24 protein-coding genes and 1 other RNA gene are annotated in these 25,880 nt (G+C 64.0%); 21 read left to right on the top strand and 4 right to left on the bottom strand.

Translation table 11 applies throughout. From position 1 onward, the window contains the following. Nucleotides 1-65 precede the first annotated feature (65 nt). Complete coding sequence (locus tag JHL16_RS03855; RefSeq protein ID WP_200183560.1) at nucleotides 66-578, bottom strand: hypothetical protein; 513 nt, start codon at nucleotides 576-578, stop codon at nucleotides 66-68. Between the two features lie 244 nt (nucleotides 579-822). On the opposite strand from JHL16_RS03855, the gene JHL16_RS03850 reads away from it, so the two are divergent. Next, nucleotides 823-1,509 (top strand): molecular chaperone DjiA, encoded by a 687-nt coding sequence (locus tag JHL16_RS03850; RefSeq protein ID WP_200183559.1) that lies wholly within the window; start codon nucleotides 823-825, stop codon nucleotides 1,507-1,509. Then, on the top strand, nucleotides 1,506-2,255 hold the full coding sequence (locus JHL16_RS03845; RefSeq protein WP_348647161.1) for an N-acetylmuramoyl-L-alanine amidase: 750 nt from the start codon (nucleotides 1,506-1,508) through the stop codon (nucleotides 2,253-2,255). Before JHL16_RS03850 ends, JHL16_RS03845 begins: the two co-directional genes overlap by 4 nt. Here JHL16_RS03845 and JHL16_RS03840 read toward each other — a convergent pair whose 3' ends face one another. The 3 genes from JHL16_RS03840 to JHL16_RS03830 are packed head-to-tail and all read right to left on the bottom strand — an operon-like array spanning nucleotide 2,256 to nucleotide 3,467. After that, complete coding sequence (locus JHL16_RS03840) at nucleotides 2,256-2,714, bottom strand: hypothetical protein (RefSeq protein WP_200183558.1); 459 nt, start codon at nucleotides 2,712-2,714, stop codon at nucleotides 2,256-2,258. A gap of 58 nt (nucleotides 2,715-2,772) precedes the next feature. Beyond that, the gene (locus JHL16_RS03835; RefSeq protein ID WP_200183557.1) at nucleotides 2,773-3,081 is read right to left on the bottom strand and encodes a hypothetical protein; all 309 of its coding nucleotides are present in this window, start codon (nucleotides 3,079-3,081) and stop codon (nucleotides 2,773-2,775) included. After that, the gene (locus tag JHL16_RS03830; RefSeq protein WP_200183556.1) at nucleotides 3,078-3,467 is read right to left on the bottom strand and encodes a DUF4112 domain-containing protein; all 390 of its coding nucleotides are present in this window, start codon (nucleotides 3,465-3,467) and stop codon (nucleotides 3,078-3,080) included. The genes JHL16_RS03835 and JHL16_RS03830 overlap by 4 nt, the downstream gene beginning before the upstream one ends. Before the next feature lie 165 nt (nucleotides 3,468-3,632). On the opposite strand from JHL16_RS03830, the gene rnpB reads away from it, so the two are divergent. The 19 genes from rnpB to JHL16_RS03735 all read left to right on the top strand — a co-directional run bounded on the left by rnpB (nucleotide 3,633) and on the right by JHL16_RS03735 (nucleotide 25,856). After that, nucleotides 3,633-4,016: RNase P RNA component class A (rnpB, locus tag JHL16_RS03825), an RNA gene on the top strand. Between the two features lie 112 nt (nucleotides 4,017-4,128). Next, complete coding sequence (gene rsmH, locus JHL16_RS03820) at nucleotides 4,129-5,145, top strand: 16S rRNA (cytosine(1402)-N(4))-methyltransferase RsmH (RefSeq protein WP_200183555.1); 1,017 nt, start codon at nucleotides 4,129-4,131, stop codon at nucleotides 5,143-5,145. After that, complete coding sequence (gene ftsL / locus JHL16_RS03815; RefSeq protein ID WP_200183554.1) at nucleotides 5,145-5,495, top strand: cell division protein FtsL; 351 nt, start codon at nucleotides 5,145-5,147, stop codon at nucleotides 5,493-5,495. The genes rsmH and ftsL overlap by 1 nt, the downstream gene beginning before the upstream one ends. Nucleotides 5,496-5,501: 6 nt before the next feature. Then, a complete protein-coding gene (locus JHL16_RS03810; protein ID WP_246770789.1) occupies nucleotides 5,502-7,196 on the top strand; it encodes a peptidoglycan D,D-transpeptidase FtsI family protein in 1,695 nt (564 codons plus the stop codon). Between the two features lies 1 nt (nucleotide 7,197). After that, a complete protein-coding gene (locus JHL16_RS03805) occupies nucleotides 7,198-8,664 on the top strand; it encodes a UDP-N-acetylmuramoyl-L-alanyl-D-glutamate--2,6-diaminopimelate ligase (protein ID WP_200183552.1) in 1,467 nt (488 codons plus the stop codon). After that, nucleotides 8,657-10,198, top strand: a complete 1,542-nt coding sequence (locus JHL16_RS03800; RefSeq protein WP_200183551.1) for a UDP-N-acetylmuramoylalanyl-D-glutamyl-2,6-diaminopimelate--D-alanyl-D-alanine ligase — start codon at nucleotides 8,657-8,659, stop codon at nucleotides 10,196-10,198. The genes JHL16_RS03805 and JHL16_RS03800 overlap by 8 nt, the downstream gene beginning before the upstream one ends. Beyond that, on the top strand, nucleotides 10,198-11,286 hold the full coding sequence (gene mraY / locus JHL16_RS03795) for a phospho-N-acetylmuramoyl-pentapeptide-transferase (RefSeq protein WP_137858357.1): 1,089 nt from the start codon (nucleotides 10,198-10,200) through the stop codon (nucleotides 11,284-11,286). The genes JHL16_RS03800 and mraY overlap by 1 nt, the downstream gene beginning before the upstream one ends. Nucleotides 11,287-11,293: 7 nt before the next feature. Then, nucleotides 11,294-12,715: a UDP-N-acetylmuramoyl-L-alanine--D-glutamate ligase gene (gene murD, locus JHL16_RS03790; RefSeq protein ID WP_200183550.1), complete on the top strand. Its 1,422-nt coding sequence runs from the start codon at nucleotides 11,294-11,296 to the stop codon at nucleotides 12,713-12,715. Then, entirely contained in the window at nucleotides 12,699-13,844 is a 1,146-nt protein-coding gene (gene ftsW / locus JHL16_RS03785) for a putative lipid II flippase FtsW (protein ID WP_420884516.1), read from the top strand. Before murD ends, ftsW begins: the two co-directional genes overlap by 17 nt. 8 nt (nucleotides 13,845-13,852) lie before the next feature. Further along, the gene (murG, locus tag JHL16_RS03780) at nucleotides 13,853-14,974 is read left to right on the top strand and encodes an undecaprenyldiphospho-muramoylpentapeptide beta-N-acetylglucosaminyltransferase (RefSeq protein WP_200183548.1); all 1,122 of its coding nucleotides are present in this window, start codon (nucleotides 13,853-13,855) and stop codon (nucleotides 14,972-14,974) included. Next, nucleotides 14,971-16,392 (top strand): UDP-N-acetylmuramate--L-alanine ligase, encoded by a 1,422-nt coding sequence (gene murC, locus JHL16_RS03775; RefSeq protein ID WP_200183547.1) that lies wholly within the window; start codon nucleotides 14,971-14,973, stop codon nucleotides 16,390-16,392. The genes murG and murC overlap by 4 nt, the downstream gene beginning before the upstream one ends. Further along, entirely contained in the window at nucleotides 16,389-17,318 is a 930-nt protein-coding gene (murB, locus tag JHL16_RS03770) for a UDP-N-acetylmuramate dehydrogenase (RefSeq protein WP_420884510.1), read from the top strand. The genes murC and murB overlap by 4 nt, the downstream gene beginning before the upstream one ends. Beyond that, complete coding sequence (locus JHL16_RS03765) at nucleotides 17,318-18,256, top strand: D-alanine--D-alanine ligase (RefSeq protein WP_137858352.1); 939 nt, start codon at nucleotides 17,318-17,320, stop codon at nucleotides 18,254-18,256. Before murB ends, JHL16_RS03765 begins: the two co-directional genes overlap by 1 nt. Further along, a complete protein-coding gene (locus JHL16_RS03760; RefSeq protein WP_200183546.1) occupies nucleotides 18,253-19,113 on the top strand; it encodes a cell division protein FtsQ/DivIB in 861 nt (286 codons plus the stop codon). Before JHL16_RS03765 ends, JHL16_RS03760 begins: the two co-directional genes overlap by 4 nt. 31 nt (nucleotides 19,114-19,144) lie before the next feature. Next, nucleotides 19,145-20,467, top strand: a complete 1,323-nt coding sequence (gene ftsA, locus JHL16_RS03755) for a cell division protein FtsA (protein ID WP_200183545.1) — start codon at nucleotides 19,145-19,147, stop codon at nucleotides 20,465-20,467. Nucleotides 20,468-20,757: 290 nt separating this feature from the next. Next, the gene (ftsZ, locus tag JHL16_RS03750) at nucleotides 20,758-22,326 is read left to right on the top strand and encodes a cell division protein FtsZ (RefSeq protein WP_200183544.1); all 1,569 of its coding nucleotides are present in this window, start codon (nucleotides 20,758-20,760) and stop codon (nucleotides 22,324-22,326) included. A gap of 190 nt (nucleotides 22,327-22,516) precedes the next feature. Beyond that, nucleotides 22,517-23,398, top strand: a complete 882-nt coding sequence (locus JHL16_RS03745; protein ID WP_246770752.1) for an outer membrane protein assembly factor BamD — start codon at nucleotides 22,517-22,519, stop codon at nucleotides 23,396-23,398. A 134-nt stretch (nucleotides 23,399-23,532) separates the two neighbouring features. After that, nucleotides 23,533-25,203 carry a DNA repair protein RecN gene (recN, locus tag JHL16_RS03740; protein ID WP_200183542.1) on the top strand — a complete coding sequence of 557 codons (1,671 nt, stop codon included), beginning with the start codon at nucleotides 23,533-23,535 and terminating at the stop codon, nucleotides 25,201-25,203. Between the two features lie 230 nt (nucleotides 25,204-25,433). Next, a complete protein-coding gene (locus JHL16_RS03735; protein WP_200183541.1) occupies nucleotides 25,434-25,856 on the top strand; it encodes a hypothetical protein in 423 nt (140 codons plus the stop codon). The last annotated feature ends 24 nt before the right edge of the window (nucleotides 25,857-25,880 follow it).

Raw genomic sequence — 25,880 nt, 5'->3', positions numbered from 1 at the left:
ACGCTTTATCTTTTTGTTTGCGCATGATCTTTCCGGAAAACCGCTGCGCACTTTTCCGGATCATGCTAGGAAGCGCTGTCGCAAGCCTTGGCGATCTGGCGCTCGACCGCCTTGCGCACTTTGTCTTCAAAGTCGCTGTTCTTGGCAATGAGCTTGCCGATATCGCCACGCGGCTCAACCTTGAAATCGGTGACGGCGCAATTCTTGTTGGCGATTTCGACCGTCACATCGAAGCTCTCGTCGACGCTGATCTGTACTTCCTCGTCCTCATCCGTCTCACAGGCGACATAGACGGTCGCCTCGAGCTTCCGGCTGGTTTCCGAGGTGCAGTAATCGAGCTTTTCGACGCGCACCTCCCGGGTCTGGTCGATCTTGATCTTGACCTTGAACAGGCCGGCATCGACTTTCTGCTTGAGGCCTTTGCATAGCTTGGCCTTTTCGATCAGGGGTTTCACGACTTCGGCGACGACGGCACTTTCAGGGCCGCCGCATTCGAACTGGCCGGCCGCCATGGAAGGCAAAGGAGCCGTAAACAGCCCGAAACCCAATAGACCGGCGGCGATCGCTGGATATTTCATGATACCATCCCTGTCATCTTTGCAATCTTAACGTCAATTGCGGGCAAATTCAGACATTTCGTAACCTAGATCACGATGAGTTTGGGTTGAATCAACCCAAACTCATGAACGTGATCGGTCCTTATATTTGGGCGCGGGATCCTTGCGAAAAACCGGGGGCCACTTTTTCGCATCCCGCGCCTGCGTTTCGCGGCAATCGACCCCGCTGGCACCGGCCGCCGAATCCACTATGCTGCGCCGCGATATGTCCATCTGGTCCCGCATAAGTCAGGCGATCACGGCCATCGGCGATTCGGTTTCGGCCTTCCTTGCGAAGATCACCGCCCCGCGTCCGAGTCCGGAAATGTCGATCGCCTTCACCATCGGCGTCATCGCGCTCGGCGCCAAGATGGCGAAGGCCGACGGCGTGGTGACGGGCGATGAGATCGCCGCCTTCAAGCAGGTCTTCCGGGTGCCCGAGCGCGAGCTGTCGGGCGTCGCGCGGGTGTTCAATCTCGCCAAGCAGGATGTGGCGGGTTACGACGCCTATGCGCGCCAACTGGCCAGGCTCTTCGCCACCCGCCCACAAGTGCTGGAAGACGTCATCGACAGCTTGTTCCACATCGCCAAGGCGGATGGCGCGGTGCATGAACGCGAACTTGCCTATCTCGAAAGCGTCGCCGAGATCTTCGGCTTCAGCAAGCGCGACTTCGTCCGCATCAAGGCGCGCCACCTCGCGCCTACCAAGGACGATCCCTATGTCATTCTGGGGATCGAGGCCTTCGCCACCGATGAGGAGGTGCGCAAGCATTACCGCAAGCTGGTGCGCGACAATCATCCCGACAAACATATCGCCGCCGGCGTGCCGGCCGAGATGATCGAGGTGGCGACCGAGCGCCTGGCCCGCATCAACGCGGCCTATGAAGTGGTCGCCCGGGAGCGTGGCCTGTGAAGGGCACGGCTCTTGCGCATCGCGTGATCGCGTCGCCCAATGTCGAGCCGCGCCAGGATGGCAAGACGGCGCGTATCCTGCTACTCCACTACACCGGCATGGAAAACGCCGAGCGCGCCTGCGCCTGGCTGTGCAATCCCATCTCCAAGGTGTCCTGCCATTATCTCGTCGACCGTGCCGGCCTGATCACCCAGATGGTCGATGAGGATCTGCGCGCCTGGCATGCCGGCCAGTCGATGTGGAAGGGCGAGCATGACGTCAATTCCTGCTCGATCGGCATCGAGATCGAGAATCCGGGCCATGACAACGGCTATCTCGATTTTCCGCTCGAGCAGATGGCGGCGGTCACGGCGCTCGGCCTCGACATCGTCGCCCGTCACAAGATAGCGCCGGAGCATGTGCTCGGACATTCGGACGTGGCACCGAAACGCAAGATCGATCCAGGCGAGAAGTTCGATTGGAAAAGCCTTCATGAGCAGGGGCTCGGCCATTGGGTGCCGCCTTTTCCTTTAGGCGGTGGCCAGTTCTTCCAACTCGGCGACAGCGGCGATGCGGTCGAGGCGCTGCAGGCCATGCTGGCGCTTTATGGCTATGGCATCGACATTACCGGTGATTTCGACGCCGACACGCAGATCGTGGTCAGCGCCTTCCAGCGGCATTTCCGTCCTGCCCGCATTGACGGCATCGCCGACCGCTCGACCATCGAGACGCTGCGACGCCTCATCGACACCTTGCCGGCTGCTTGACTAGCTCTTGGTGCAGGCGCGCACGAGGCTGTCGAAATCGGCGCCCTCGAGCGGGAAGATGTTGTCTTCCGTGCCGGCGCGGACCTCGAAACGGTCGGCTTTGCGCAGATCGGCGAAGATCGCGTCGCCCGCCGGAATCTCGGCCTCGGCGCTGGTCGTTCCCGACATCTCGTTGGGCGAGGTAGTGGCGTCAAAAGTGAACGTCTTGCCTTCGACTACGATGGTCACGGTGATCTTCTGATCGGGCTTCAGCTCCTCGCCCGTTTCGGGAACGAAGAGGCGGATATCCCCCGATTGCAGGGTGCAGCCGAAGCTCACCCCGGCATCGTCGGTCTCGGGCACGCCAAAGACGAGATAGGCGTCCTCGTCGCCGGTGTCGAAGAGCCATTCGCGTTCCTGAGCCCAAGCCGAACCGGCGGCGCAGATCAAAAGGCCGGCCAGCAGATAACGCCTCAACATTTCACCCTCACTTCCCCAACCGACTCATAGCCGAGTTGGTGGACAGCGATAAGCCCGTTCAGCCCTTAAGTGGAGGCTGGAAATTTGTACCGGCATTGCCGCCGGTCAGCTTGCCGATCACCCAGGCGATGGCGAGGATCAGGAGGGAGACGATGGCCCAGATGATGACTGCGGCAACTTCGCCGACATTCTGCAGGAAAAGAGCCAGCCAGTTGACGAGTTCCACCGTCTCGGCGTCGCCTCCCACCTTGTCTGCGTTGTTGGCGGCAAAACCGGTCAGCGCGTTGAGGAGCCAGTAGCCCAGCGCCATGACCGCGCTCCACAGGCCGACGCAGACCCAGGCGATGACCCACACGATACTCTTCACGCTTTCGTCTCCCGTTCAAAATGCTCAAGCAGCAGTTTCAGATTCCGCGTATTCGACTTGAATAATAAGTCAAAAATATCTCCGGCCACCGGAATGGCACCGAGCCCGGTATCGATGGCGACATTGCCGATCATGCGGGCGATGACGCGGGGCGGGGCCCCGAGCCTGACCGCCTCCATGAGGGCGAAGGCCGATATGCCGAGGGCCACGACATCGCCGGCGCCGGGGATGAGGCCCAGGGCCGAATCAGCGCCGAAGCGGATGCGGGTACCTGGAATCCGCAGCGCCGTATCCATCACATGCGCCAGACGCTTCAGCCGCGCCAGCCGGCGGGCGTGGTCGTCAATGCCGAAATCGGCGACGGTGGCGTAGGCGAAGGTCGTCATCTTCTCCAGGTCCCGTGTGGAACGGCCTCTTCTCTGTTTGCGCATCGGCTTGCCCGAAAACCGCGCACACTTTTCGGGCCGATGCTGTAAATGGTAAATGCGCCTGACATTTCAATCTGTTTAAGCGGTTGACGCGGGGGCTGGGGCCGCCTACCTGTCACCTCGCCAGCTGGCCGGATGGCCGCCGGGAAGGCCTCGTCGCCTTCCGGGAGGAAAGTCCGGGCTCCATGGAAATACGGTGCCGGGTAACGCCCGGCGGGGGTAACCCCAGGGAAAGTGCCACAGAAAACAGACCGCTTCAGATCCGTCCGAAGCAAGGGTGAAACGGTGCGGCAAGAGCGCACCGCGCGGCCGGCAACGGGCGCGGCACGGTAAACCCCACCGGGAGCAAGACCGAATAGGGGCGGCATGGGCTTCGGCCCAGGGGCATTTTCAACCCGCCGCCCGGGTTGGTCGCGCGAAGCGCATGGCAACATGCGCTCCAGATGAATGGTCATCCAGCGTCCGCAAGGGCGTGGACAGAACCCGGCTTACAGGCCAGCTGGCACCTACTTCACCGGCAGTTACTTCTGTGTGGCTAACCCCCGCCAACGCAACGATTTGTTAAGGCGGTGCGGAGCATTGTCGGGATCTCATTAGTAATCTGTTCACCGTACCGAATATGGCTTCGCCCTTGCCCAGCGCAGATGCCCGGCACCGCCCGGTGATGCTCGCGGAAGTGCTGTCGGCGCTTACGCCGCGGGATGGCGGTATTTATATCGACGGCACCTTCGGCGCCGGCGGCTATACGCGTGCGATTTTGGGCGCCGCCGACTGTAAGGTATTGGCCATCGACCGCGACCCCGATGCGATCAGAGGCGGGGCGCCGCTCGCCGCCGCCTTTCCGGATCGTCTGACCCTGGTCGAAGGCCGCTTCAGCGACATGGAAGACCTGGCCCAGGGCTCCGGCATCACCATGATCGACGGCGCCGCCCTCGATATCGGCGTCTCCTCGATGCAGATCGACGAGGCGGAGCGTGGTTTCTCCTTCGCCAAGGACGGCCCGCTCGACATGCGGATGGAACAGTCGGGACCTTCGGCGGCGGATGTCGTCAATCAGGCGGAGGCCGACCATCTGACGCGCATCATCGGCATTCTGGGCGAGGAGCGCAAAGCGCGCCCCATCGCCCATGCGATCGTGAAGGCGCGCGCCGAAGCGCCCATCCTCACGACATTCGCGCTGGTGCGCGCCGTCGAACGCGCCATCGGACGGCAGCGTCCGCAGGACCGCATCCATCCGGCGACCCGCACCTTCCAGGCGTTGCGCATCTATGTGAACCGGGAACTCGAAGAGCTGGGCTATGCGCTGGCGGCGGCGGAACGCCTGCTCAAGCCGGGCGGTCGCCTCGCGGTCGTCACCTTCCATTCACTCGAAGACCGGATCGTGAAGCGGTTCTTCGCCGAACGCAGCGGCAAGCTGCCGTCTCCCTCGCGCCACATGCCGGGGCGCGGGGAGGGTGAAGAAGCCCGTTTCATTCCCGTCTTCCGGGGACATCAGGAAGCGAGCGAAGCCGAGACGGCGGAAAATCCGCGCGCCCGCTCGGCGAAGCTGCGCGCCGGCGAGCGCACCGCGGCGCCGGCTCTGCCACTCAATCTCGAAGATATTGCGGTTCCATCGGTCGAAGGGCGGCGTAACTGATGCTCAGAGCGTTCAATGCATGTCTGGTCGTGGCGGTGCTGTGCTCCGCCTATGTGCTCTATTCGCTGGAGCATTCCATCCGCGGCATCGAGCGGCAGATATCGCGCTCCAACTCGGCCATCGCGAACGAGAAAGAAACGATCGGACTTCTCAATGCCGAGTGGTCGAGCCTGATCCGGCCCGAAAGGCTGCAGCGGCTCTCCGAGCAATATCTCAAGCTGAAGCGCATCTCGCCCGAGCAGTTCGTGAAGCTCAACGAACTCGCGGCGCGCATTCCGGACGAGCCCCCGGTGAAGCTCGAGGAGCAGGGCAAGGATGCGATCGGCGATATTCTCAAGGCGATGGAGTGAGGCGTGATGCTGTTTTCAATGCAACAGGATGGAAGCCTCGCCGGACGCAACCGCCTCCGCCTGGTGAGCTTCGGCTTCATCATGTTCTTCCTGGCGATCAGCACGCAGCTCGGTTACCTCACTCTGTGGCAGCAGCGCCCGGAAAAGCCGGTCATCGAATATAGCGAGCGGGTGCCAAGGCCCGACATCGTCGACCGCAACGGCGTGGTGCTGGCGACCGATGTCTCGGTCTTTTCGCTCTATGCCGATCCGCGCAAGATCCTCGATGTCGATGAGGCGGTCGAGCTCCTCACCGCCACGGTGCCGGGCTTCGATGCCAAATCGCTGCGCCAGAAACTGTCGCAGCCCAACCGCGCCTTCGTGTGGCTCAAGCGCGAAGTGAGCCCGGCGGAGCGCGAGGCCATCCACAATCTCGGCATTCCGGGCGTCGGCTTCCGGGCCGAGACGAAACGCGTCTATCCGATGGGCCGCCTCGCCAGCCATGTGCTGGGTTATGTCGATCTCGATTCCAAGGGGATCGCCGGCATCGAGAAATTCCTCGACGACCAGGGCGCGCTCTATACCGCTTCACTCGGCGAGGACAATACGCGCGCCATGCCGGCGATGCTGTCGATCGACATCCGCGTCCAGCATGCGTTGGCCGACGAACTCGCCAAGGGCATCGCGAAGTTCCGCGCCAAGGCGGGCGGCGCCATCGTGCTCAATGTCAAGAGCGGCGAAGTGCTTGGCCTCGTCTCGCTACCTGATTTCAATCCCAACCAGGAAAACAAGAACTTCACCTTCGACCAGGCCAACCGGATGACGAGCGGCGTCTTCGAGCTGGGGTCGGTGATCAAGGCGGTGTCCTTCGCCATGGCGCTCGACTACGGCACGGCCAATCTCGAAAGCCGCTTCGATGCCCGCGCCCCCCTGGTCATCGGACGTGCCGCCATCCACGACTTCCAGCCGACCAGGCGCATCCTGACGCTGCCTGAGGTGTTCACCAATTCCTCCAATATCGGCACCGCCCGCATGGTGCTGGCCGTCGACCAGGAGCGGCACCAGGCGTTCCTGCGCCGGGTCGGCCTGATGGACCGACTGGTCACAGAATTGCCCGAAAATGCGAAGCCCATCCTGCCGAAGCGCTGGGGCCGCCTGGTCCAGGCGACGGTCGCCTTTGGCCACGGTTTTGCCGTACAGCCCCTGCAAGGAGCCCAGGTGGTAGCGGGTCTGCTCAATGGTGGGAATATGCTTCCGGTGACGTTCTTGAAACGCGACGTGGCCGACGCGCAGGCGATGGGGAAGCGCGTGGTGAAGCCCGAGACCAGCAAGACGCTGCGCTATCTGTTCCGGCTCAACGGGCTCGAAGGCAGCGCGCGCAGCGCCAATGCCAAGGCGCCCGGTTACCGCATCGGCGGCAAGACCGGCACGGCCGAAAAGGTCGTCAACGGGCGCTATGACAAGAGCAAGAACCTGACCGTCTTCACCGGCGCCTTCCCGATGGAGGATCCGCAATATGTCGTCATGGTGCTGATGGACGAACCGCAGGCGACCCCTGAGACCTATGGTTTCTCGACCTCGGGCTGGAACGCGGTGCCGACCGCCGGCTACATCATCGCGCGCATCGCGCCCTTGCTCGGCATTCAGCCCGAGCTCACCGAGGATGAGCGCAAGGAAATCGCCAAGCAGCAGGCGAAGGCGGCGAAGGAAGGCAAGACCTGAGATGAGCGTCCTTCTCTCCAGGCTTCTCGCCGATGACGTGGCGCTGCCGCAAGGTGTTGCGGACGCAGCCATCTCCGGCCTCACCGCCGACAGCCGGCAGGTGAAGCCGGGCTTTCTTTTTGCCGCTTTGCCGGGGACGAAAGTCGACGGCGCGCAATTCATCCCGCAAGCGGTCGCCGCCGGCGCGGCGGCGGTGGTCATCGGCGACCAAACCACAGCGCCGCCGGCGAATTCGATCCTGATCAAATCCGGAAATCCGCATCAGCTCTTCGCGCGCATCGCGGCGCGCTTTGCCGGCAGCCAGCCCGATATCGTCGTCGCCGTCACCGGCACCAACGGCAAGACCTCGGTCGCCGCCTTCGTGCGCGAGATCTGGCAGTCGATGGGTTTCCGCGCCGCGAGCATCGGCACGATCGGCATCGTCGGGCCGCAGGGTGAGGAATATCTCGCCCATACGACGCCCGATCCGGTCAAGCTCCATCACGCGCTGGCGGAGCTCGCCCAGGATCACGTCACGCATCTCGCCATGGAAGCCTCGAGCCATGGCCTTGCACAGTTCCGGCTCGATGGCGTGCGCCTCGCGGCTGGCGGCTTCACCAATCTCACCCGCGACCATCTCGATTATCACGCGACGATCGAGGATTATTTCGACGCCAAGATGCGGCTCTTCTCGGAATTGCTGCCGCAAGGTGCTCCGGCGGTCGTCAATGCCGATGTCGATATCGCGCGCGATGTCGTAACGCGCGCCAAGGCGCATGGCCTGACACTGTTCACCGTCGGCGAGAAGGGGCATGACCTCAAGCTCGTCTCCTGCGTGCGCGACGGCTTCGGCCAGCGCCTGGTGCTCGCCACCGCCAGCGGCCAGCATGAGATCTACCTGCCGCTGGTCGGCGACTTCCAGGTGTCCAATGCGCTCGTCGCGGCCGGTCTCGTCATCGCCACGGGTGGCGAGGAAGCGCTCGTCCTGCATGCGCTCGAATCGCTCAAAGGCGCCAAGGGCCGGCTCGACCTGGTGGCACATTCCACCAAAGGCGCGCCGATCTTCGTCGATTTTGCCCACACGCCCGACGCCCTCGAAAAGGCGATCCTGGCGTTGCGTCCTTACGTGAAGCGCAAGCTCGCCGTTGTGTTCGGCGCCGGCGGCGACCGCGACAAGGGCAAGCGCCCGCAGATGGGTGCCATCGCCGCGAAACACGCCGATATTCCCTATGTGACCGACGACAATCCGCGTTCGGAGGATCCGGCCGTCATCCGTGCCGCGGTCATGGCCGCGTGCCCAGGCGGCATCGATATCGGCGATCGGGCCCTCGCCATCCGGACCGCCGTCGAGGCCCTGGAAGAGGGCGACATTCTCCTCGTCGCCGGCAAGGGACATGAGCCTGGCCAGACGGTCGGCGGCAAAGTGTTGCCGTTCAGCGACCATGATGCGGTGAAGGCGGCAGTCGCCGGGCAGGATTATCATGGCTGAACGCCCGCTGTGGACCATCGAAGAGTTGATCGCCATCACCGGCGGCGCCTTGCGCGGCGACGTCTCGGTGCCGCTCACCGGCGTCTCAATCGACAGTCGCAGCGTGGCGAAGGGAGATATCTTCGCCGCGATCAAGGGCGATCGTGTCGATGGCCATGATTATACCGAGAACGCGCTCAAGACCGGCGCCGGACTTGCGATCGTGTCGCGCCCGAGCGCGGCGATGGCCTCGGCCGGCCCGCTGCTCGTCGTCGATGATGTCCTTAAAGCGCTCGAAAAGATCGGACTCGCGGCCAGGGCGCGCTCCAAGGCGCAGATCGTGGCGGTGACCGGCAGCGTCGGCAAGACCAGCACCAAGGAAATGCTCAGGCTGGCGCTGTCCGCGTCAGGCTACACGCATGCGTCCGTCGCCTCCTTCAACAATCATTGGGGGGTGCCGCTGACGCTGGCGCGCATGCCCGCCGATACCGCCTATGGCGTGTTCGAGATCGGCATGAACCATCCGGGCGAGATCACGCCGCTGGTCAAGATGGTGCGCCCGCATATCGCGGTGATCACCACCGTGGTGGCGAGCCATCTGGGCTATTTCTCCTCCGTCGCCGAGATCGCCGACGCCAAGGCCGAGATCTTTCTGGGTCTCGAGCCCGGCGGCCATGCGGTGCTCAACCGCGACAATGAATATTTCGACCGCCTCGGCGCCGCCGCGCACAAGGCCGGCATCGGCAATATCGTGAGCTTCGGGAAGAGCCCCGGCTCGGATGTCCATCTCGAACGATCGGTGCTGCATGCCGATTGCTCGTGCATCACGGCAAACATCCAAGGCGAGCCGGTGATCTATAAGCTCGGCCTCCCCGGCGAGCATATGGTGCTCAACAGCCTGGCGGCGCTCGCCGCCGTGAAGCTCGCCGGCGCCGATCTGGCGCGTGCCAGCCTGGCCCTGGCCGCTGCGCAGCCCGCCAAGGGGCGGGGCGTGCAAACAACGCTCAAGGCGCCGGGCGGCAACATCCTGCTCATCGACGAGAGCTATAATGCCAATCCGGTTTCGGTCCGGGCGGCGCTGGCGTTGCTCAAGCGGGCGGAGCCCGGCAAATACGGCCGCCGGATCGCGGTTTTGGGCGACATGCTGGAGCTGGGCGACCAGGCCGCCGAGCTCCATACCGAGCTTGCCGGCCCGCTGGACGAGACCAAGGTCGATGTCCTATATGCCTGCGGGCCTCTCATGGCCCACCTCTGGAACAAGACCCCGCCGCACCGGCGTGGGGCCTATGCCGAAAAATCGGACGGTCTTGCAGCAGCCCTCATCGGCGGGCTGAAGGCCGGCGATGTCGTGATGGTCAAAGGATCACTCGGCAGCCGCATGGGACCGCTGGTCGACGCCATCAGAGGCCAGTTCAAAGAAGATCACGATGCCCTTGGATTGAAGCAATCCAAGGGCATGAACGTGATCGATTCTAAAGTTAAGGAGCGGGGTTTGCGCGAAAAACCGGCATCCACTTTTTCGCACCCCGCTCCGCCCGATAAGGACGGCCGCTAATGCTTTATCATCTGCTTGTCAGCCTGACCGACGAAGTCTCGGTGCTGAACGTGTTCCGCTACCAGACGACCCGGACGGGCTCGGCCATCCTGACCGCGCTGCTGTTCATCTGGCTGTTCGGCCCGACGATCATCTCGCTGCTCAAGGTGAAGCAGGGCAGGGGCCAGCCGATCCGCAGCGACGGTCCGCAGCGCCATATCGTCGAGAAGCAGGGCACGCCGACCATGGGTGGGCTGATGATCCTTTCCGGGATCTTCGTATCGACGCTCCTGTGGGCCGATCTCACCAATTATTATGTCTGGGCGGTGCTGTTCGTGACGCTGGGCTTCGGCGCCATCGGCTTCTATGACGATTTCCTCAAAGTGACGAAATCGACGACGCATGGCTTCTCCGGAAAAATCCGGCTGCTGATCGAAGTCGCCATCGCCGCGGTGGCGGTCGCCATCTTCATGGGCATCGGCGACAAGACGATCTCGAGCGCGCTCGCCGTACCGTTCTTCAAGGACGTGCTCATCCAGTTCGGCTTCTTCTTCATGCTGGTCGGTGTGTTCATCATCGTCGGCGCCGGCAATGCGGTGAACATCACCGACGGCCTCGACGGCCTCGCCATCGTGCCGGTGATGATAGCGGCCGGCAGCTACGGCCTCATCGCCTATCTCGTCGGCAATGCCGTCTTCGCCGAATATCTGCAGCTCCACAATGTGAAGGGCACCGGCGAGCTCGCGGTGCTGTGCGGCGCGATCGTCGGCGCGGGCTTAGGCTTCCTGTGGTTCAATGCGCCGCCCGCCATGATCTTCATGGGCGATACCGGCTCACTGTCGCTCGGCGGCGCGCTCGGCGCCACCGCCGTCGCGGTCAAGCATGAGATCGTGCTTGCCATCATCGGCGGCCTGTTCGTGCTCGAAACCGCGTCCGTCATCGTCCAGGTGGCGTCTTTCAAGCTCACCGGCAAGCGCGTCTTCGCCATGGCGCCCTTACATCATCATTTCGAGCAGAAGGGCTGGAAGGAGCCGACCATCGTCATCCGCTTCTGGATCATCGCTTTCGTGCTGGCGCTGATCGGGCTTTCGACCCTCAAGCTGCGCTAGGTGCCTGATGTTTCCAGCCAAGACATTCGCGGGCAGGAAGGTCGGGGTCTTCGGTCTCGCCCGCTCGGGCACGGCCTGCGCCGAGGCCTTGCGGCTGGGTGGTGCCGAGGTCTTCGCCTGGGACGACCAGGCGCAATCGGTCGAGAAGGCGAAAGCCGACGGCCTGCCGGTCGGTGATCTCAAGGCGCTGGACTTCAAGACACTCGATACGCTGGTGTTGAGCCCCGGCGTGCCGCTCACTCATCCGAAGCCGCATTGGACGGTCGAGAAGGCGAAAGCCGCCGGCATCGAAATCATCGGCGACACGGAAGTCTTTCAGCGTGAGCTCAAAGGCAGCGGCGCCAAGCTTGTGGCGATCACCGGCACCAACGGCAAGTCGACGACGACGGCGCTCACTGGTCATCTCTTCCAATCGGCGGGCCGCGATGCCGATGTCGGCGGCAATATCGGCAAGGCGGTGTTCCTGCTGCGCCAGCCGGTCAAGGACCGCATCTATGTGCTGGAGCTGTCGTCCTTCCAGATCGATCTGATGCCGAGCCTCAAGCCCGATGCCGGCATCCTCACCAACATCACCCCCGACCATCTCGACCGGCATGGCACGATCGAGAACTATGTCGATGTCAAAGCGCGGATGTTCGCCCGCCAAGGGGCAGGGGACACCGCGATTGTCGGCGTCGACGAAAATTGGGGCGAGGACATCGTCAAATCGATGAAGACCGGCGCGCGCGTGGTTCCGGTTTCGGTCGAGCGGATGCTTGCCGAAGGCCTGTCGGCGCCCGATGGCATTCTCACTGAACGCCAGGGCGGCCGGGACATCGCGACGCTCGATCTCAGGAAGTTGCCGGCGCTCAAAGGCCGGCACAATTGGCAGAACGCCGCCATGGCCTATGGGGCGGGGCGCGCCCTCGGCCTTACGCTCGACGAGATCCGTCAGGGCCTGATGAGCTTCGGCGGCCTGGCGCATCGGATGCAGGAGATCGGCCGTCTCGACGGCGTCGCCTTCATCAACGATTCCAAGGCGACAAACGCCGATGCGGCGGCCAAGGCGCTCGCCTCTTTCGACGACATCTATTGGATCGCCGGCGGCATCGCCAAGGCCGGCGGCATCACGCCCTTGGCTTCGTTCTTCCCGAAGATCAGACGCGCCTATCTCATCGGCGAAGCGGCGGACGAGTTCGCCCGTACGATCGGGGACCAGGCGCCTTTCGTGAAGACAGGCACGCTCGACAGAGCGGTCGCGGCGGCCGCGCAAGACGCGGCGAAGGACGGCAACAGGAACGCGGTGGTGCTGCTGTCGCCCGCCTGCGCGTCCTTCGACCACTATCCGAATTTCGAAGTGAGGGGGGATGCCTTCGGCAAGGCGGTGGCCGCGTTGCCAGGCATCCGGATGACCGTAAAGGGGAACGGACATGCTGATAAGCCGCAGTGACCGGGGGCTCTTCGCCTCCTGGTGGTTCACCGTCGATCGCTTGCTCCTGAGCGCCGTGCTGCTGCTCATGGCGGCGGGCGTGCTGATCAGCATGGCGGCCAGCCCGCCGGTGGCCGCCAGGCTCGGTCTCGACAGCTTCCACTTCTTCCGCAACCAGCTCTTCTATCTGGGCATCGCGGTCGTCGTCCTCACCGCCACCAGCCTGCTCGAGCCCTTACAGGCGCGCCGTGTCGCCTTCCTGGTCTTCTTCGGCTCGCTCGCCTTGATGGTCCTGGCGCTGTTCTACGGGCCTGAGATTAAAGGCGCCCATCGCTGGATCGATATCGGTCCGATCAATCTGCAGCCCTCCGAGCTCGCCAAGCCGGGCTTCATCGTGATGGTGGCGTGGTTCCTCGCCGAGCAGACGCGCAAGCCCGGCATGCCGGGCCTGCCGATCGCGCTGCTCCTGTGCGGCGGCTTTGTCGGCCTGCTCATCCTGCAGCCGGACTTCGGCCAGTCGGCGCTGGTCGTGCTGACCTTCATCGCACTTCTGCTCATCTATGGCATTCCGTGGATCCTGGTTTTCGGCATCAGCGCGCTGGCCGTCGCCGGCGTATTCCTCGCTTATGAAGCGATCCCGCATGTCGCCTCGCGCATCGACCGCTTCCTCAACCCGGAGAAGGGCGACACGTTCCAGGTCGACACCGCGACGCAGGCCTTCCTGAATGGCGGCCTGTTCGGCGCCGGTCCCGGCGGCGGCGAGGCGAAGCAGATCCTGCCCGACGCCCATACCGACTTCACCTTCGCCGTGGTGGGCGAGGAATTCGGCTTCATCGCCTGCATGGGCCTGATCCTGCTCTTTGCCTTCATCGTCATTCGCATTCTCGGCCGCGCCAAAACGGAGCCCGATCCGTTCGCGGCGCTGTCGATGAGCGGGCTCGCGGTGATCTTCGGCCTGCAGGCCGTCATCAATATGGGCGTGAACGTCTCGCTGCTGCCGGCCAAGGGCATGACCTTGCCTTTCATCTCCTATGGCGGCTCGTCACTCATCGGCATGGCGTTCGCCATGGGACTCGTGCTCGCCTTCGCGCGCTCGCGCACCCTCGCGGTCGAGAGCGATCCCGCCTGGCGGGCGGCGGCGACGGCTTGAGCGATCCGATGACGTCGCGGCTCATCGTTCTCGCCGCCGGCGGCACCGGCGGCCATCTCTTCCCGGCCCAGGCGCTCGCCGAGGCGCTGGTCCGGCGGGGCTACGCCATTCATCTGATGACGGATGAACGGGTGCGCGACTACGGTCGCGCCTTTCCCGCACTCGAAACCCATCTGGTGCCGGCGGCGACGATCTCGCCGGGCAAGCCGCATCTGCTGCCGGGCCAGCTCATGCGCCTCTACAAGGGGTATCAGACGGCGCGCGGTGTTCTCGAGCGCCTGAAGCCCGCTGCCGTCGCGGGTTTCGGCGGCTATCCGTCCTTTCCGCCGGTCATCGCCGCCTCGCGGCTCAAGATCCCGTCACTGATCCACGACCAGAATGCGGTGATGGGCCGCGCCAACCGTGTGCTGTCGCGTTTCGCCGACGCGGTCGCCTCGTCTTTCCCGACGCTCGGCCGCCTGCCGGCGGCCTCCAAGGACAAGCTGCGCTACACCGGCAATCCGGTGCGCGGCATCGTGCTCGAAAAGCAGGGGGCGCCTTTTCACGCCGCCGCCGCGGACGAGCCGTTCAATCTGCTGGTCTTTGGCGGCAGCCAGGGGGCCCGCTTCTTCGCCGAATTCATGCCGCAAGTGGTGAAGCTCCTGCCCAAGGCGGTGTTGCGCCACCTCAAGATCGTGCAGCAGTGCCGGCCCGAGGATATCGAGCGGGTGAAGGCGGCTTACGGCACGCTCGACATCGCCTTCGAGCTCGCCTCGTTCTTCGCCGATATGCCGCAACGTTTTGCCGACGCGCAGCTCATCGTCTGCCGGTCGGGCGCCTCGACCATCGCTGAGCTTGGCGTCATCGGCAGGCCAGCGGTCATGGTGCCGCTGCCGCATGCCCTAGACAACGACCAGCTCCATAATGCGGAATTTTTTGCCGGAAAGGGCGGCGGCTGGGTGCGTCCACAGGCCGAATTGGAGCCGCAAGAATTCGCTGCATTCCTGACCCGGCTCAGGTATCAAGACGCCGAACTGGCCGGGGCGGCGCGAGCTGCCCTGGCGCTAGGCATGCCGGACGCCGCCGAGCGCCTCGCCGATCTGGTCGAGGACCTGGCCGCCCGCGCAACCATGGAGACGATACAGAAATGAAACTTCCGCGCGACGTCGGGCCGATCCATTTCATCGGGATTGGGGGCATCGGCATGAGCGGTATCGCCGAGGTGATGGCGACGCTCGGCTACAAGGTGCAAGGCTCCGACCTCACCGACAATTACAATACCGCGCGCCTGCGCAAGAACGGCATCGCCGTATCGATCGGCCATGACGCCGCCAATCTGGGCGAGGCGCAGGTGGTGGTCGTCTCCTCGGCGGTGAAACCGGAAAACCCCGAGCTGGTCGAAGCGCGCCGGCGCTTCCTGCCGATCGTGCGCCGTGCCGAAATGCTGGCCGAGCTGATGCGTTTCAAATCCTGCGTGGCGGTGGGCGGCACGCATGGCAAGACGACGACGACCTCGCTGGTCGCGGCGCTGCTCGATTCCGGCGGCCTCGATCCGACCGTCATCAATGGCGGCATCATCAATGCCTATGGCACCAATGCCAGGCTCGGCAAGGGCGACTGGATGGTGGTCGAGTCGGATGAATCCGACGGCACCTTCGTGAAGCTCCCGGCCGATGTGGTGATCGTCACCAATATCGATCCCGAGCATCTCGACCACTATGGCTCGTTCGACAAGGCCAAGGAGGCGTTCCTCGCTTTCGTCGAGAACATTCCGTTCTACGGCTTCGCCGTGATGTGCATCGATCATCCGGAAGTGCAGGCGCTGATCGGGCGGGTGCGCGACCGCCGCATCATTACCTATGGGCGCAGCCCGCAGGCCGATATCCGCCTCGTCGATACGCATTACAGCAATGGCGAGATGAAATTCTCGGTTCGTATCACCGACCGGCGCAACTCGGCCGTCCACGACATCATGAATTTAAGCCTCTCGATGCCGGGCGATCATAATGCGCTCAATGCCACGTCGGCCTTGGCGGTGGCGCGCGAGCTCGGCATCTCCGATGACCAGATCCGCGCGGGCTTCAAGAGCTTTGCCGGCGTCAAGCGCCGCTTCACCCGCACCGGCGAGCATGATGGCGTGGCGGTGTTCGACGATTACGGCCACCACCCGGTCGAGATCGCGGCGGTGTTGCGCGCGGCGCGCGGCGTCACGCAAGGCAAGGTCGTCGCGGTGATGCAACCGCATCGCTATACCAGGCTCTCCTCGCTGTTTCAGGAATTCTGCTCGTGCTTCAACGATGCCGACACGGTCGTCGTGGCGCCGGTCTATTCGGCGGGCGAAGCGCCGATCGAGGGGGCGAGCCATGATGCGCTCGCCGACGGGCTGCGCGCGCGCGGCCATCGCAGCGTGCACAAGATCGACGCGCCGGAGCAATTGCCAGATCTGGTGAAGTCGCTGGTGAGGCCGGGCGACATCGTCGTCTGCCTCGGCGCCGGCACGATCACCCAATGGGCCTATGCCTTGCCGGGTCAGCTCGCCGTCCTCGACGGCAAAGCCGGAGCGGCATGATGGCGAAACTGGATGGGGAAAAACTGCTGGCCCGGCTGCCCAAGCCGCGCGGCAGGATCGAAGCCAATGCGCCGCTGGCGGATCTGACCTGGTTCCGGGTCGGCGGTCCGGCGGAAGTGCTGTTCACGCCGGCGGACGAGGACGACCTCGCCTCGATGCTGAAGGCGACGCCCGCCGAGGTGCCGGTCTATGTGATCGGCGTCGGCTCCAACCTCCTGGTGCGCGATGGCGGCGTGCCGGGCATGGTCATCCGGCTCGGCAAAGGCTTTGCCGAAACGACGCTCGAGCCGGGGCATCGGATCAGGACTGGAACGGCCGTACCTGACGTCAGGGTGGCGCGTTTTGCCCTCGATCATAGTATCGGAGAATTAACCTTTCTGAGAGGTATACCCGGCACGATTGGCGGCGCGCTTCGGATGAATGGTGGAGCCTATGGTCGCGAGACCAAGGACGTTCTTATCGAGGCGCGGGCCGTTGACCGGAGGGGATCGCTTCACGTGCTGTCGAATGCCGACATGCAGTATACGTACCGTCATTGCGGTGCGCCGGAGGACTTCATCTTCACGCAAGCGCTTCTACAGGGTGCTGCGGGAGATAAGGACGAGATCGCGCGCGCCATGAACGAAGTGACGGAGCGGCGCGAGGCGACGCAGCCGATCAAGAGCCGCACCGGCGGCTCGACCTTCAAGAATCCGCCCGGGCACAAATCCTGGCAGCTGATCGACCAGGCGGGCCTGCGGGGCTTCGCCATCGGGCCGGCGAAAGTCTCCGAACTCCATTGCAACTTCCTCATCAATGAAGGCGGCGCCACTGCCGCCCAGATCGAGGAACTCGGCGAAACCATAAGGCAACGCGTGAAGACGACATCCGGCATCGAACTCGACTGGGAGATCAAGCGCATCGGCATTCCGGCGGAGGGCGCGTGATGCCTGTGCGTGATCCGAAATTCACTCATGTCGCCGTCCTGATGGGCGGCTGGTCGGCCGAGCGCGAAGTCTCGCTGTCGACCGGCGAGGGCTGCGCCGATGCGCTGCGCCGCGCCGGCTTCCAGGTCACACCGATCGACGTGAAGCGCAATATCGCGGAAGTTCTCGCCGATCTGAATCCCGATGTCGCCTTCAATGCGCTGCACGGCAAATGGGGCGAGGATGGCTGCATGGCGGCGATCCTCGAGACCATGGAAATTCCCTATACGCATTCGGGGGTGCGCGCCTCGGCCATCGCGATGGACAAGGTGAAGTCGAAGATCCTGTTCGCCGCCGCCGGCGTCCCGGTCGCCGAGAGCCGCGTCGTCGATCTCGAATTGGCCGCCACTCAGCATCCCTTGCCGTTGCCCTATGTGCTGAAGCCGCAGGCGCAAGGCTCGAGCGTCGGCGTCCATATCGTCGACCACAGCTCCAATGGCCCCGCCGCGATGATCCTCGAAGAGCGTGAGCTGTTCGGCGACCAGGTGCTGGCAGAGCGCTTCATTCCCGGCAAGGAGCTCACTTGCGCGGTGATGGGCGATGTCGCCCTCGGCGTCATCGACATCCTGCCGGCGGTCGGCTTCTACGACTACAAGGCGAAATATGCGCCGGGCGGATCGGTCCATGTGCTGCCGGCGGAGATCCCGCGCGATGTCTATCGCAAGGTGCAGCAATATGCGCTGGCCGCCCATCAGGCGCTCGGCTGCAAGGGCGTGAGCCGGGCGGATTTCCGCTATGACGACACGCCGGGCAGCGACGGCGAACTGATCCTCCTCGAGGTCAATACCCAGCCGGGCATGACGGGCACATCGCTCGTCCCTGAGCTCGCGGCGCATGCCGGGCACACTTACGAGGATCTGGTGACCTGGATGGTCAATGACGCCTCGGTGAACAGATGAAACCCGCACAGGAAATCCGCCGCCGCGCGTTCCAGTTCTTCCGCCGGCTGCCGCCCAAGGGGCCGAGCTTCCGGACACGCTTCATCGCCAGGGCCGGGGCCTGCACGCTGCTGTTCGGATCGATCCTGCACGGCCTCGTCATTGGCGGTCATCTCGATTACGACGGCAGCCCGTGGCGCAAGCTTCCGGGGCAGATCGCGAGCTCGCTCGGTTTCGCCGCCGACGATATCCGCATCACCGGTCTCGTGCATCAGGAACCGGAAACGCTGCTCAACGCGCTGGGCGTTCAGCCCGGTGGCTCGCTGGTCGGCTTCGATGCGGCCAGGGCGCGCGCGCTCCTCGAAAATCTCGACTGGGTCGCCTCGGCGCGGGTGATGCGCAAATATCCCAACCGGCTCGACATCGTCGTCAGCGAGCGACAGCCATTCGCCATCTGGCAGCGTGACGGGGCGCATTATGTGATCGACCAGACCGGCACCGCGATGAGCACGCTCGATCCGCGCCGGCTCGCCTCGCTGCTGCTCGTCACCGGCGAAGGCGCCCATCGCGCCGCAGCCGAACTGGTGGGCCAGCTCGATCAGGTGCCCAAGGTGAAGCGGCATGTGACCGCCGCCGCGCGCGTCGGCGAGCGGCGCTGGACGCTCTATCTCGACAATGGCATGACGGTGGCGCTGCCCGAAAAGGATCCGGCCAAGGCGCTCGAAGCGCTTGCCCAGCTCGACCGCAGCCAGAAGATCCTGAGCAAAGGCGTCAAGTCGATCGATCTCAGGCTGCCGAATGAAATGATCGTCGAGTTGCCGGAAGCGGTCGCGCCTGAAAAAGATATTAAGAACTTCAAGGTAAGCCAGCAGCAGTAGTTTTGTCCGTGCGTGGGGAAGGGACTTTTGCATGACCGTCATTGAATTGCCTGTGAAGGGAGATGCAAAGCCCCCGGTCGCCGCCAAGGGCAGCGTCGTCGCGGCCCTCGATATCGGCGCCACCAAGATCAGCTGCCTCATCGGCGAAGTGGTGAGCCAGAACCGGCGCAGCGCCGACGGCAAGGAAGCCGCAGCACTGCGTGTGCTCGGCTTCGGCTGCCAGGCCTCGCGCGGCACCCGTAATGGCGCCATCGTCGATCTCGACCAGGCCGAGCGCGCCATAAGGCTCGCCGTCGATGCCGCCGAGAAGATGGCGAAGCGCACCATCACCTCCGTTTTCGTCAATGTGGCGGGCGGGCGGCCGCAATCCAATTCCTATGCGGCGTCGATCCCGACCGAGACGGGCCAGGTCAGTCCTGGCGATGTCGAAGCGGCAACGCGCGCGGCGCTGGCGCAAGGTCATCAGGCGGGCCGGCGCACGCTGCACACGGCGTTGGCGCAGTTCCATCTCGATGATGCCCGCGGCGTCATGGAGCCCGTGGGCATGTTCGGCACGACGCTTACCGCCGAAGTCAATGTCGTCTCGGCCGAGCCCGCCGCCTTGCGCAATCTGGCGCTGGTGATCGAGCGCTGCCATCTCTCCGTCGCCGACTATGTTGTCGCCCCTTATGCCGCGTCGCGTTCGGTCCTTGCCGAGGACGAGATCAAGCTCGGTGTCACGCTCATCGACATGGGCGGCTCCACCACCGGCATCGCCTCCTTCCATGACGGGCACCTTGTCTTCGCCGACGTCATTCCGATCGGCGGCATGCATATCACCCACGACATTGCGCGCGGGCTCTCGACCACCATCGCCCATGCCGAGCGCATGAAGACCCTGTGGGGCAGTGCCATGGCGACGGTGCTCGACGATCGCGAGACGGTGGCGGTGCCGCTGCTCGGCGAACGCGGTGTCGATACGATCTATCATGCGCCCAAGTCGATGCTGACCGGCATCATCAAGCCCAGGCTCGAAGAGATCCTCGAAATGGTGCGCGACCGCCTCGACAAAGCGAGCTTCGCCAAGCTCGCCGGCTCGCGCGTCGTGCTGACCGGGGGCGGGAGCGAGCTGACGGGCGCGCGCGAGATCGCCGCCCAGTGGCTCAACCGGCAGATCAGGCTCGGGGCGCCCTTGCCGGTCGCGGGCATGCCGGAGGCGGCGCGCTCGCCGGCCTTCGCCACCGCCTATGGGCTTCTCAACTATGCGCTCAAACCCGACATCCACCATGCCGCGGCCATCGCCCGCCAGGCCATGAAAGAGGCCGAAGCGGGTTACCTGCGCCGGGTCGGCAAGTGGATCGCCGATAGTTTCTGAACGTAATTTTTGAATCCAGTTCGAAGGCGTCCCTCAGAGTGGGGCGCCTTTTTCTATTCGCGGGATAAATTCTTTTTAATTCAGAGATTTATCGAGTCTTCTTGAGAAGGAGATTCAACTTCCGCGCGGCAAGTGCGCGGCCAATGGTCAAGGAAATACCCTTCCCATGCCCCGTTCTGAGTCAATTTTGATTCAAATAAATATGGGGTGGTTAGCGTTTATTAACCATTTGTTATTGAATGGGTAAGAAAGATTCCCACTGGGGAAAACTTCACTTCCAGGTGCTTCATATGACGATAAATCTCACCGTGCCGAGCTTGGCCGAACTTAAACCACGCATCACCGTTTTCGGCGTGGGCGGCGCCGGCGGGAATGCCGTCAACAACATGATCGAGAGCCGCCTCGAAGGGGTCGAGTTCGTCGTCGCCAATACCGACGCGCAGGCGCTCACCCAGAATGTCGCTGAAAGGCGCATCCAGATGGGCACCGCCTTGACGCAAGGCTTGGGCGCCGGCTCGCAGCCGCAGATCGGCGCCGCCGCCGCCGAAGAGGCGCTGCCGGAGATCCTGGACCACCTGGCCGGGGCTCACATGTGCTTCATCACCGCTGGCATGGGCGGCGGCACCGGTACCGGTGCGGCGCCCGTCATCGCCCGCGCGGCGAAAGAGCAGGGCATCCTCACCGTCGGCGTGGTGACCAAGCCCTTCCACTTCGAAGGCGTGCGCCGCATGCAGACGGCGGAGCGCGGCATCGAGCTCCTCGCCAAGAATGTCGATACGCTGATCGTCATCCCCAACCAGAACCTGTTCCGCGTCGCCAACGAGAAGACCACTTTCGCGGCCGCCTTTGCCATGGCCGACCAGGTCCTCTATTCCGGCGTCGCCTCGATCACCGAGCTGATGACCAAGGAAGGCCTCATCAATCTCGACTTCGCCGACGTCCGCGCGATCATGAGCGAGATGGGCAAGGCGATGATGGGCACCGGCGAGGCTTCCGGCGAGAAGCGCGCCATCGAAGCAGCCGAAGCGGCGATCTCCAACCCGCTCCTCGACGACGTGTCGATGCGCGGCGCCCGCGGCCTCCTGATCTCGATCACCGGCGGACCCGATCTCACCCTTTACGAAGTCGACGAGGCCGCCACCCGCATCCGCGAGGAAGTGGATTCGGAAGCCAACATCATCCTCGGCGCCACGTTCGACGACTCGCTCGAAGGCACGATGCGCGTCTCGGTCGTGGCCACCGGCCTTGCCATCGAGCAGGCCGAGCATCTGGGCGATGAGGCGGCCGAAGAGCAGGAAGCTCCCTCCCGTCCGGTCTTCGGCTATACGGGCAAGCAGCCGATCCCGGTGAAGAAGCCGACGCCGATCCAGATGGCGCCCGCCGCTCCGGCGCCGCAGGTGAGACGTGTCGCCCCGCCGCAGCCGCTGCCGCAAGCGCAGCCCATGCAGCATGCTGAAGCCGACGTCGAAGACGACCACCACGAGGACGTAGCGACGATGCAGCAGGCGGTGCACCAGGCGCGCGCCCAGCAGGCGGCTCCCCGCATGCCGGCGCCTGAGGACTTCCCGCCCATCGCGCAACGCCAGATCGCCGCGCAGCAGAACCGCATCGAGAACATCGCCGAGCATGCCGCCAAGAAGAAGCGCGGCCTGTTCGAGCGCCTGGCCGGTGTGGGCCTCTCCCGCAAGGGCGACATGCCGGCAGGCGAGCCCGCTCCGCAGGCCCGCCAGGAGCCGCGCATACAGCCCGAAGCACAGCGCCCGCAGGTTGCCCAGATGCCGGTGACGAGCGCCGCGCAGCCGGCCTATGACGATGATCAGCTTGAGATTCCGGCGTTTCTGCGCCGCCAAGCCAACTAGGCTTAAGTTACTATAGCAGTTGACAAAAAGCCCGGCGGTCACACTTCCGCCGGGTTTTCTGCATCTAAGTGAGATGGGCAGCTGGAATCCCTGTTTATGGAGGGGTAAAAGGCGGCCCCATCTGATATCTCAAGCGGGAATTCGACGGTTGACTCTTCTGTTCAGGACTGGCGTTCGGTTTGCAACGGGCTTGCGCCTTGGCTCCGTCGTTGCCGTCGCGCTGGCTCTCAGCGCCTGTTCCAGCATGTCCAATCTGCTCGACCGCGGGTCGTCGACCTCGACGCAGGCGGCCTCGTCCGGCTCCGGCGACGGCATCGCGCCCGACATGGCGACACCCGAGCAGTCCGAGCCTGTCGGCCCGCTCTATAATAAGGGCCTCGAGCAGATGCAGTCGGGCGAGTACCGCACCGCCGCCAAGACTTTCGCCGAGGTCGAGCGCCAGCATCCTTATTCGGCCTGGGCCACCAAGGCGCAGCTGATGCAGGCCTATGCGCAATATCAGCGCAACGCCTATGACGAGGCGATCAATGCGGCACAACGCTTCCTGACGCTGCATCCGGGCCACAAGGATGCGGCTTACGCCTATTATCTGATCGCGCTCAGCAATTACGAGCAGATCATCGATGTCCGCCGCGACCAGACCAATACCCAAAAGGCGCTCGCCTCGCTGGAAGAGGTGAGCCGGCGCTATCCGGGCACCGCCTATGCGCAGGACGCCGCCGCCAAGGCGACGCTGGCGCGCGACCATCTCGCCGGCAAGGAAATGGAAGTCGGCCGCTATTACCTGAAGAAGGGCTCCTATCTGGCCGGCATCAACCGCTTCAAGCGGGTGATCACCGAATATCAGAACACCTCGCACACGCCGGAAGCGCTCTACCGCCTGACCGAAGGCTATCTTGCCCTCGGCGTCAAATCGGAAGCGCAGACCGCCGCGGCCGTGCTCGGCTATAACTATCCGAAGAGCCAGTGGTACCAGGACGCCTATGCGCTCCTGCAGAATGACGGCATCCTGCCGGCCGAGAACAAGGAATCGTGGATCAGCAAGGCCGTGAGCTCGGTCAATCCGTTCTAGAGCGCCGGGCGCTTCGTTGCACTCGCTACGGCGCTCTATCTCTTTGATTTTGCGCATCGGCTTGCCCGAGAACCGCGCGCACTTCTCGGGCCGATGCTCTACTTCATTCTCTGAGACTCAGCTATAAGGGCGCCATGCTGACGGCGCTTTCCATCCGCGACATCGTCCTCATCGAAAAGCTCGACCTCACGCTCGAGCGCGGCCTTACCGTGCTCACCGGTGAGACGGGGGCGGGCAAATCCATCCTCCTCGACGCGCTGGGGCTGGCGCTGGGCGCCCGCGGCGACAGCAGCCTGGTGCGCAACGGCGCCGAGAAAGGCGTCGTCACCGCTGCCTTCTCGCTGCCCAAGGCGCATGCCGCCTTCGACCTTCTCGCGGCGCAGGATATCGAGGCCGAGGGCGAACTCGTCATCCGCCGCATCCAGAATGCCGACGGTCCGAGCCGCGCCAGCGTCAACGACCAGCCGGTCAGTCTCAATCTGCTGCGCCAGATCGCCGGCACGCTGACCGAGATTCATGGCCAGCATGACGACCGGGCGCTGGTCAATTCCGCCAATCACCGGCGGCTGCTCGACGCCTTTGGCGGGCTCGATGCCGAAGCGGAGAAGGTGCGCGATCTGTGGGAGACGCTGAGCGCGGCGGAAACACAGCTTGCCGAACACAAAGCGCGGCTCGCCCGCTCGGAAGCCGAGCGCGAGTATCTGACCCATGCGGCGGATGAGCTGCGCAAGCTCGATCCGCAGCCGGAAGAGGAAACGCGGCTTGCCGAGAAGCGTCAGCTGATGATGAATGCCGAGCAGTTCGCCAGCGCGCTGAGCGATGCCGAAGACGCGCTCAATGGCGACGGCGCCGTCGAGGCGCGGCTCAATGCGGCGCTGCGCAAGCTCGAACGGCGCAAGGACCAGGCGCAGGGCCGGCTCGACCGCATCTGTGAGGCACTCGACCGGGTGCTGCAGGAAATGGGGGAGGCGCATCGCGCCTCGGCGGAAGCCCTGCGCTCCTTCGCCTTCAATCCGCGTGAACTGGAAGAGTCGGAGGAACGGCTCTTCGCGCTACGCGCCGCGGCGCGCAAATACAAATGTACGGTCGATGCTCTTGCGGCTGTCCGCGAGAAGATGGAAGGCGACCTCCAGGCGATCGCCGATGGCGGCGTCGAGCTGGCGCGGCTCGAGGCAGCCTATAGGGCGCATGGCGATGCCTTCGACGAGGCGGCGTCGAAACTGAGCGACAAGCGCAAGAAGGTGGCGCGCAAGCTCGACGATGCGGTGGTGAAGGAACTGGCGCCTTTGAAGCTCGATAAAGCCCGTTTCGAGACGCGCGTCGAAGCCGATCGCGGGCGGGGCGGGAGCCATGGTTTCGACAAGGTGGAGTTCCTCGTCGCCGCCAATCCGGGCACGCCTCTATCGCCCCTCATGAAAGTCGCCTCGGGCGGCGAGCTGGCGCGCTTCATGCTGGCGCTCAAGGTCATCCTGGCCGCCAAAGGATCGGCGCCCACTTTGGTCTTCGACGAAATCGATACCGGCGTCGGTGGCGCGGTCGCCGATGCAATCGGCGTCAGGCTGGCGCGCCTGGCCAAGGGACTCCAGGTTCTGGCGGTGACGCATTCGCCGCAGGTCGCCGCACTGGCCGGCCAGCACATGCTGATCAGCAAGATGGAAGAGGTCGGCAAGAAACGCATGGTGACGCGCGTACAGGATCTGAGTGCCGCGAGCCGGCGCGAGGAAATCGCCCGCATGCTGTCCGGCGCCAAAGTGACGGAAGAAGCCCGCGCCCAGGCTGACCAGCTGCTCCGCGCCAGTTCCTGATCAAAACATTTCGAGATCACATGTCTGAATTGCCGTGATCGCGCTGGAACAAAGCGCCGTCTCAACCCATATCTTCAATGCTTCCCAAATTAGCAGCATGATTTGCGCGAAGCGCTACGGAGACATTACGACCTTGAGCCGTAATGTTGCGGACACAGGATGGCCGCCTTGATGTGCTGCCTTTGATCAGGACAACCATCCTGGCTGTTCACAGTAGAGGAGATTCCCTGATGTGCGATTATAGTCTGCATCACGTCGCCTCTCGTCCCGCGAAAGTCGGTGACAAGCTGGTAACGTCTGCCTTCGACGGCTCGGCTACGCATGGCTTCTGTGGCGTCGATCACGCCGATGTGGCCGCGTGTCTTCGTCCGGGTACGGAACTTGCTTTCGAGAATGGCGTGGAAAGCAATCACGCCACGCTCGGCGGCCTCGGTGTGGAGTATGCGGAACTTGACGGCAAAGTCGCCCGGTTCACCCAGATCAATATGGATCAACCGCATGCCTTTCACGATGCGCTCGAGTTTCCCGACGGCAAGATCGTGCTGGTGACGCATCTGCGCAAGGGACAGCGCGCCACGGTGCTGCAACTGCCGCCTGTCGGCGAGCCGGCGAAGAAGGAAGAGATCGTGATCGTGCCGGCCTATATCGGCTGACGATCGCGATCGCCGCCCGTTCGG

The sequence above is a fragment of the Taklimakanibacter albus genome, assembly GCF_016595235.1.
Lineage (GTDB): Bacteria > Pseudomonadota > Alphaproteobacteria > Rhizobiales > Aestuariivirgaceae > Taklimakanibacter > Taklimakanibacter albus.
The sequence above is the reverse complement of the archived record's forward strand: the minus strand, read 5'-3'. Positions and strand labels throughout refer to the sequence as shown.

Coding starts and splice junctions, on each gene's coding strand:
- JHL16_RS03855 (WP_200183560.1), bottom strand. CDS start 578: ATGAAATATCCAGCGATCGCCGCCGGTCTATTGGGTTTCGGGCTGTTT.
- JHL16_RS03850 (WP_200183559.1), top strand. CDS start 823: ATGTCCATCTGGTCCCGCATAAGTCAGGCGATCACGGCCATCGGCGAT.
- JHL16_RS03840 (WP_200183558.1), bottom strand. CDS start 2,714: ATGTTGAGGCGTTATCTGCTGGCCGGCCTTTTGATCTGCGCCGCCGGT.
- JHL16_RS03830 (WP_200183556.1), bottom strand. CDS start 3,467: ATGACGACCTTCGCCTACGCCACCGTCGCCGATTTCGGCATTGACGAC.
- rsmH (WP_200183555.1), top strand. CDS start 4,129: ATGGCTTCGCCCTTGCCCAGCGCAGATGCCCGGCACCGCCCGGTGATG.
- ftsL (WP_200183554.1), top strand. CDS start 5,145: ATGCTCAGAGCGTTCAATGCATGTCTGGTCGTGGCGGTGCTGTGCTCC.
- JHL16_RS03810 (WP_246770789.1), top strand. CDS start 5,502: ATGCTGTTTTCAATGCAACAGGATGGAAGCCTCGCCGGACGCAACCGC.
- JHL16_RS03805 (WP_200183552.1), top strand. CDS start 7,198: ATGAGCGTCCTTCTCTCCAGGCTTCTCGCCGATGACGTGGCGCTGCCG.
- JHL16_RS03800 (WP_200183551.1), top strand. CDS start 8,657: ATGGCTGAACGCCCGCTGTGGACCATCGAAGAGTTGATCGCCATCACC.
- mraY (WP_137858357.1), top strand. CDS start 10,198: ATGCTTTATCATCTGCTTGTCAGCCTGACCGACGAAGTCTCGGTGCTG.
- murD (WP_200183550.1), top strand. CDS start 11,294: ATGTTTCCAGCCAAGACATTCGCGGGCAGGAAGGTCGGGGTCTTCGGT.
- murG (WP_200183548.1), top strand. CDS start 13,853: ATGACGTCGCGGCTCATCGTTCTCGCCGCCGGCGGCACCGGCGGCCAT.
- murC (WP_200183547.1), top strand. CDS start 14,971: ATGAAACTTCCGCGCGACGTCGGGCCGATCCATTTCATCGGGATTGGG.
- murB (WP_420884510.1), top strand. CDS start 16,389: ATGATGGCGAAACTGGATGGGGAAAAACTGCTGGCCCGGCTGCCCAAG.
- JHL16_RS03765 (WP_137858352.1), top strand. CDS start 17,318: ATGCCTGTGCGTGATCCGAAATTCACTCATGTCGCCGTCCTGATGGGC.
- JHL16_RS03760 (WP_200183546.1), top strand. CDS start 18,253: ATGAAACCCGCACAGGAAATCCGCCGCCGCGCGTTCCAGTTCTTCCGC.
- ftsA (WP_200183545.1), top strand. CDS start 19,145: ATGACCGTCATTGAATTGCCTGTGAAGGGAGATGCAAAGCCCCCGGTC.
- ftsZ (WP_200183544.1), top strand. CDS start 20,758: ATGACGATAAATCTCACCGTGCCGAGCTTGGCCGAACTTAAACCACGC.
- recN (WP_200183542.1), top strand. CDS start 23,533: ATGCTGACGGCGCTTTCCATCCGCGACATCGTCCTCATCGAAAAGCTC.
- JHL16_RS03735 (WP_200183541.1), top strand. CDS start 25,434: ATGTGCGATTATAGTCTGCATCACGTCGCCTCTCGTCCCGCGAAAGTC.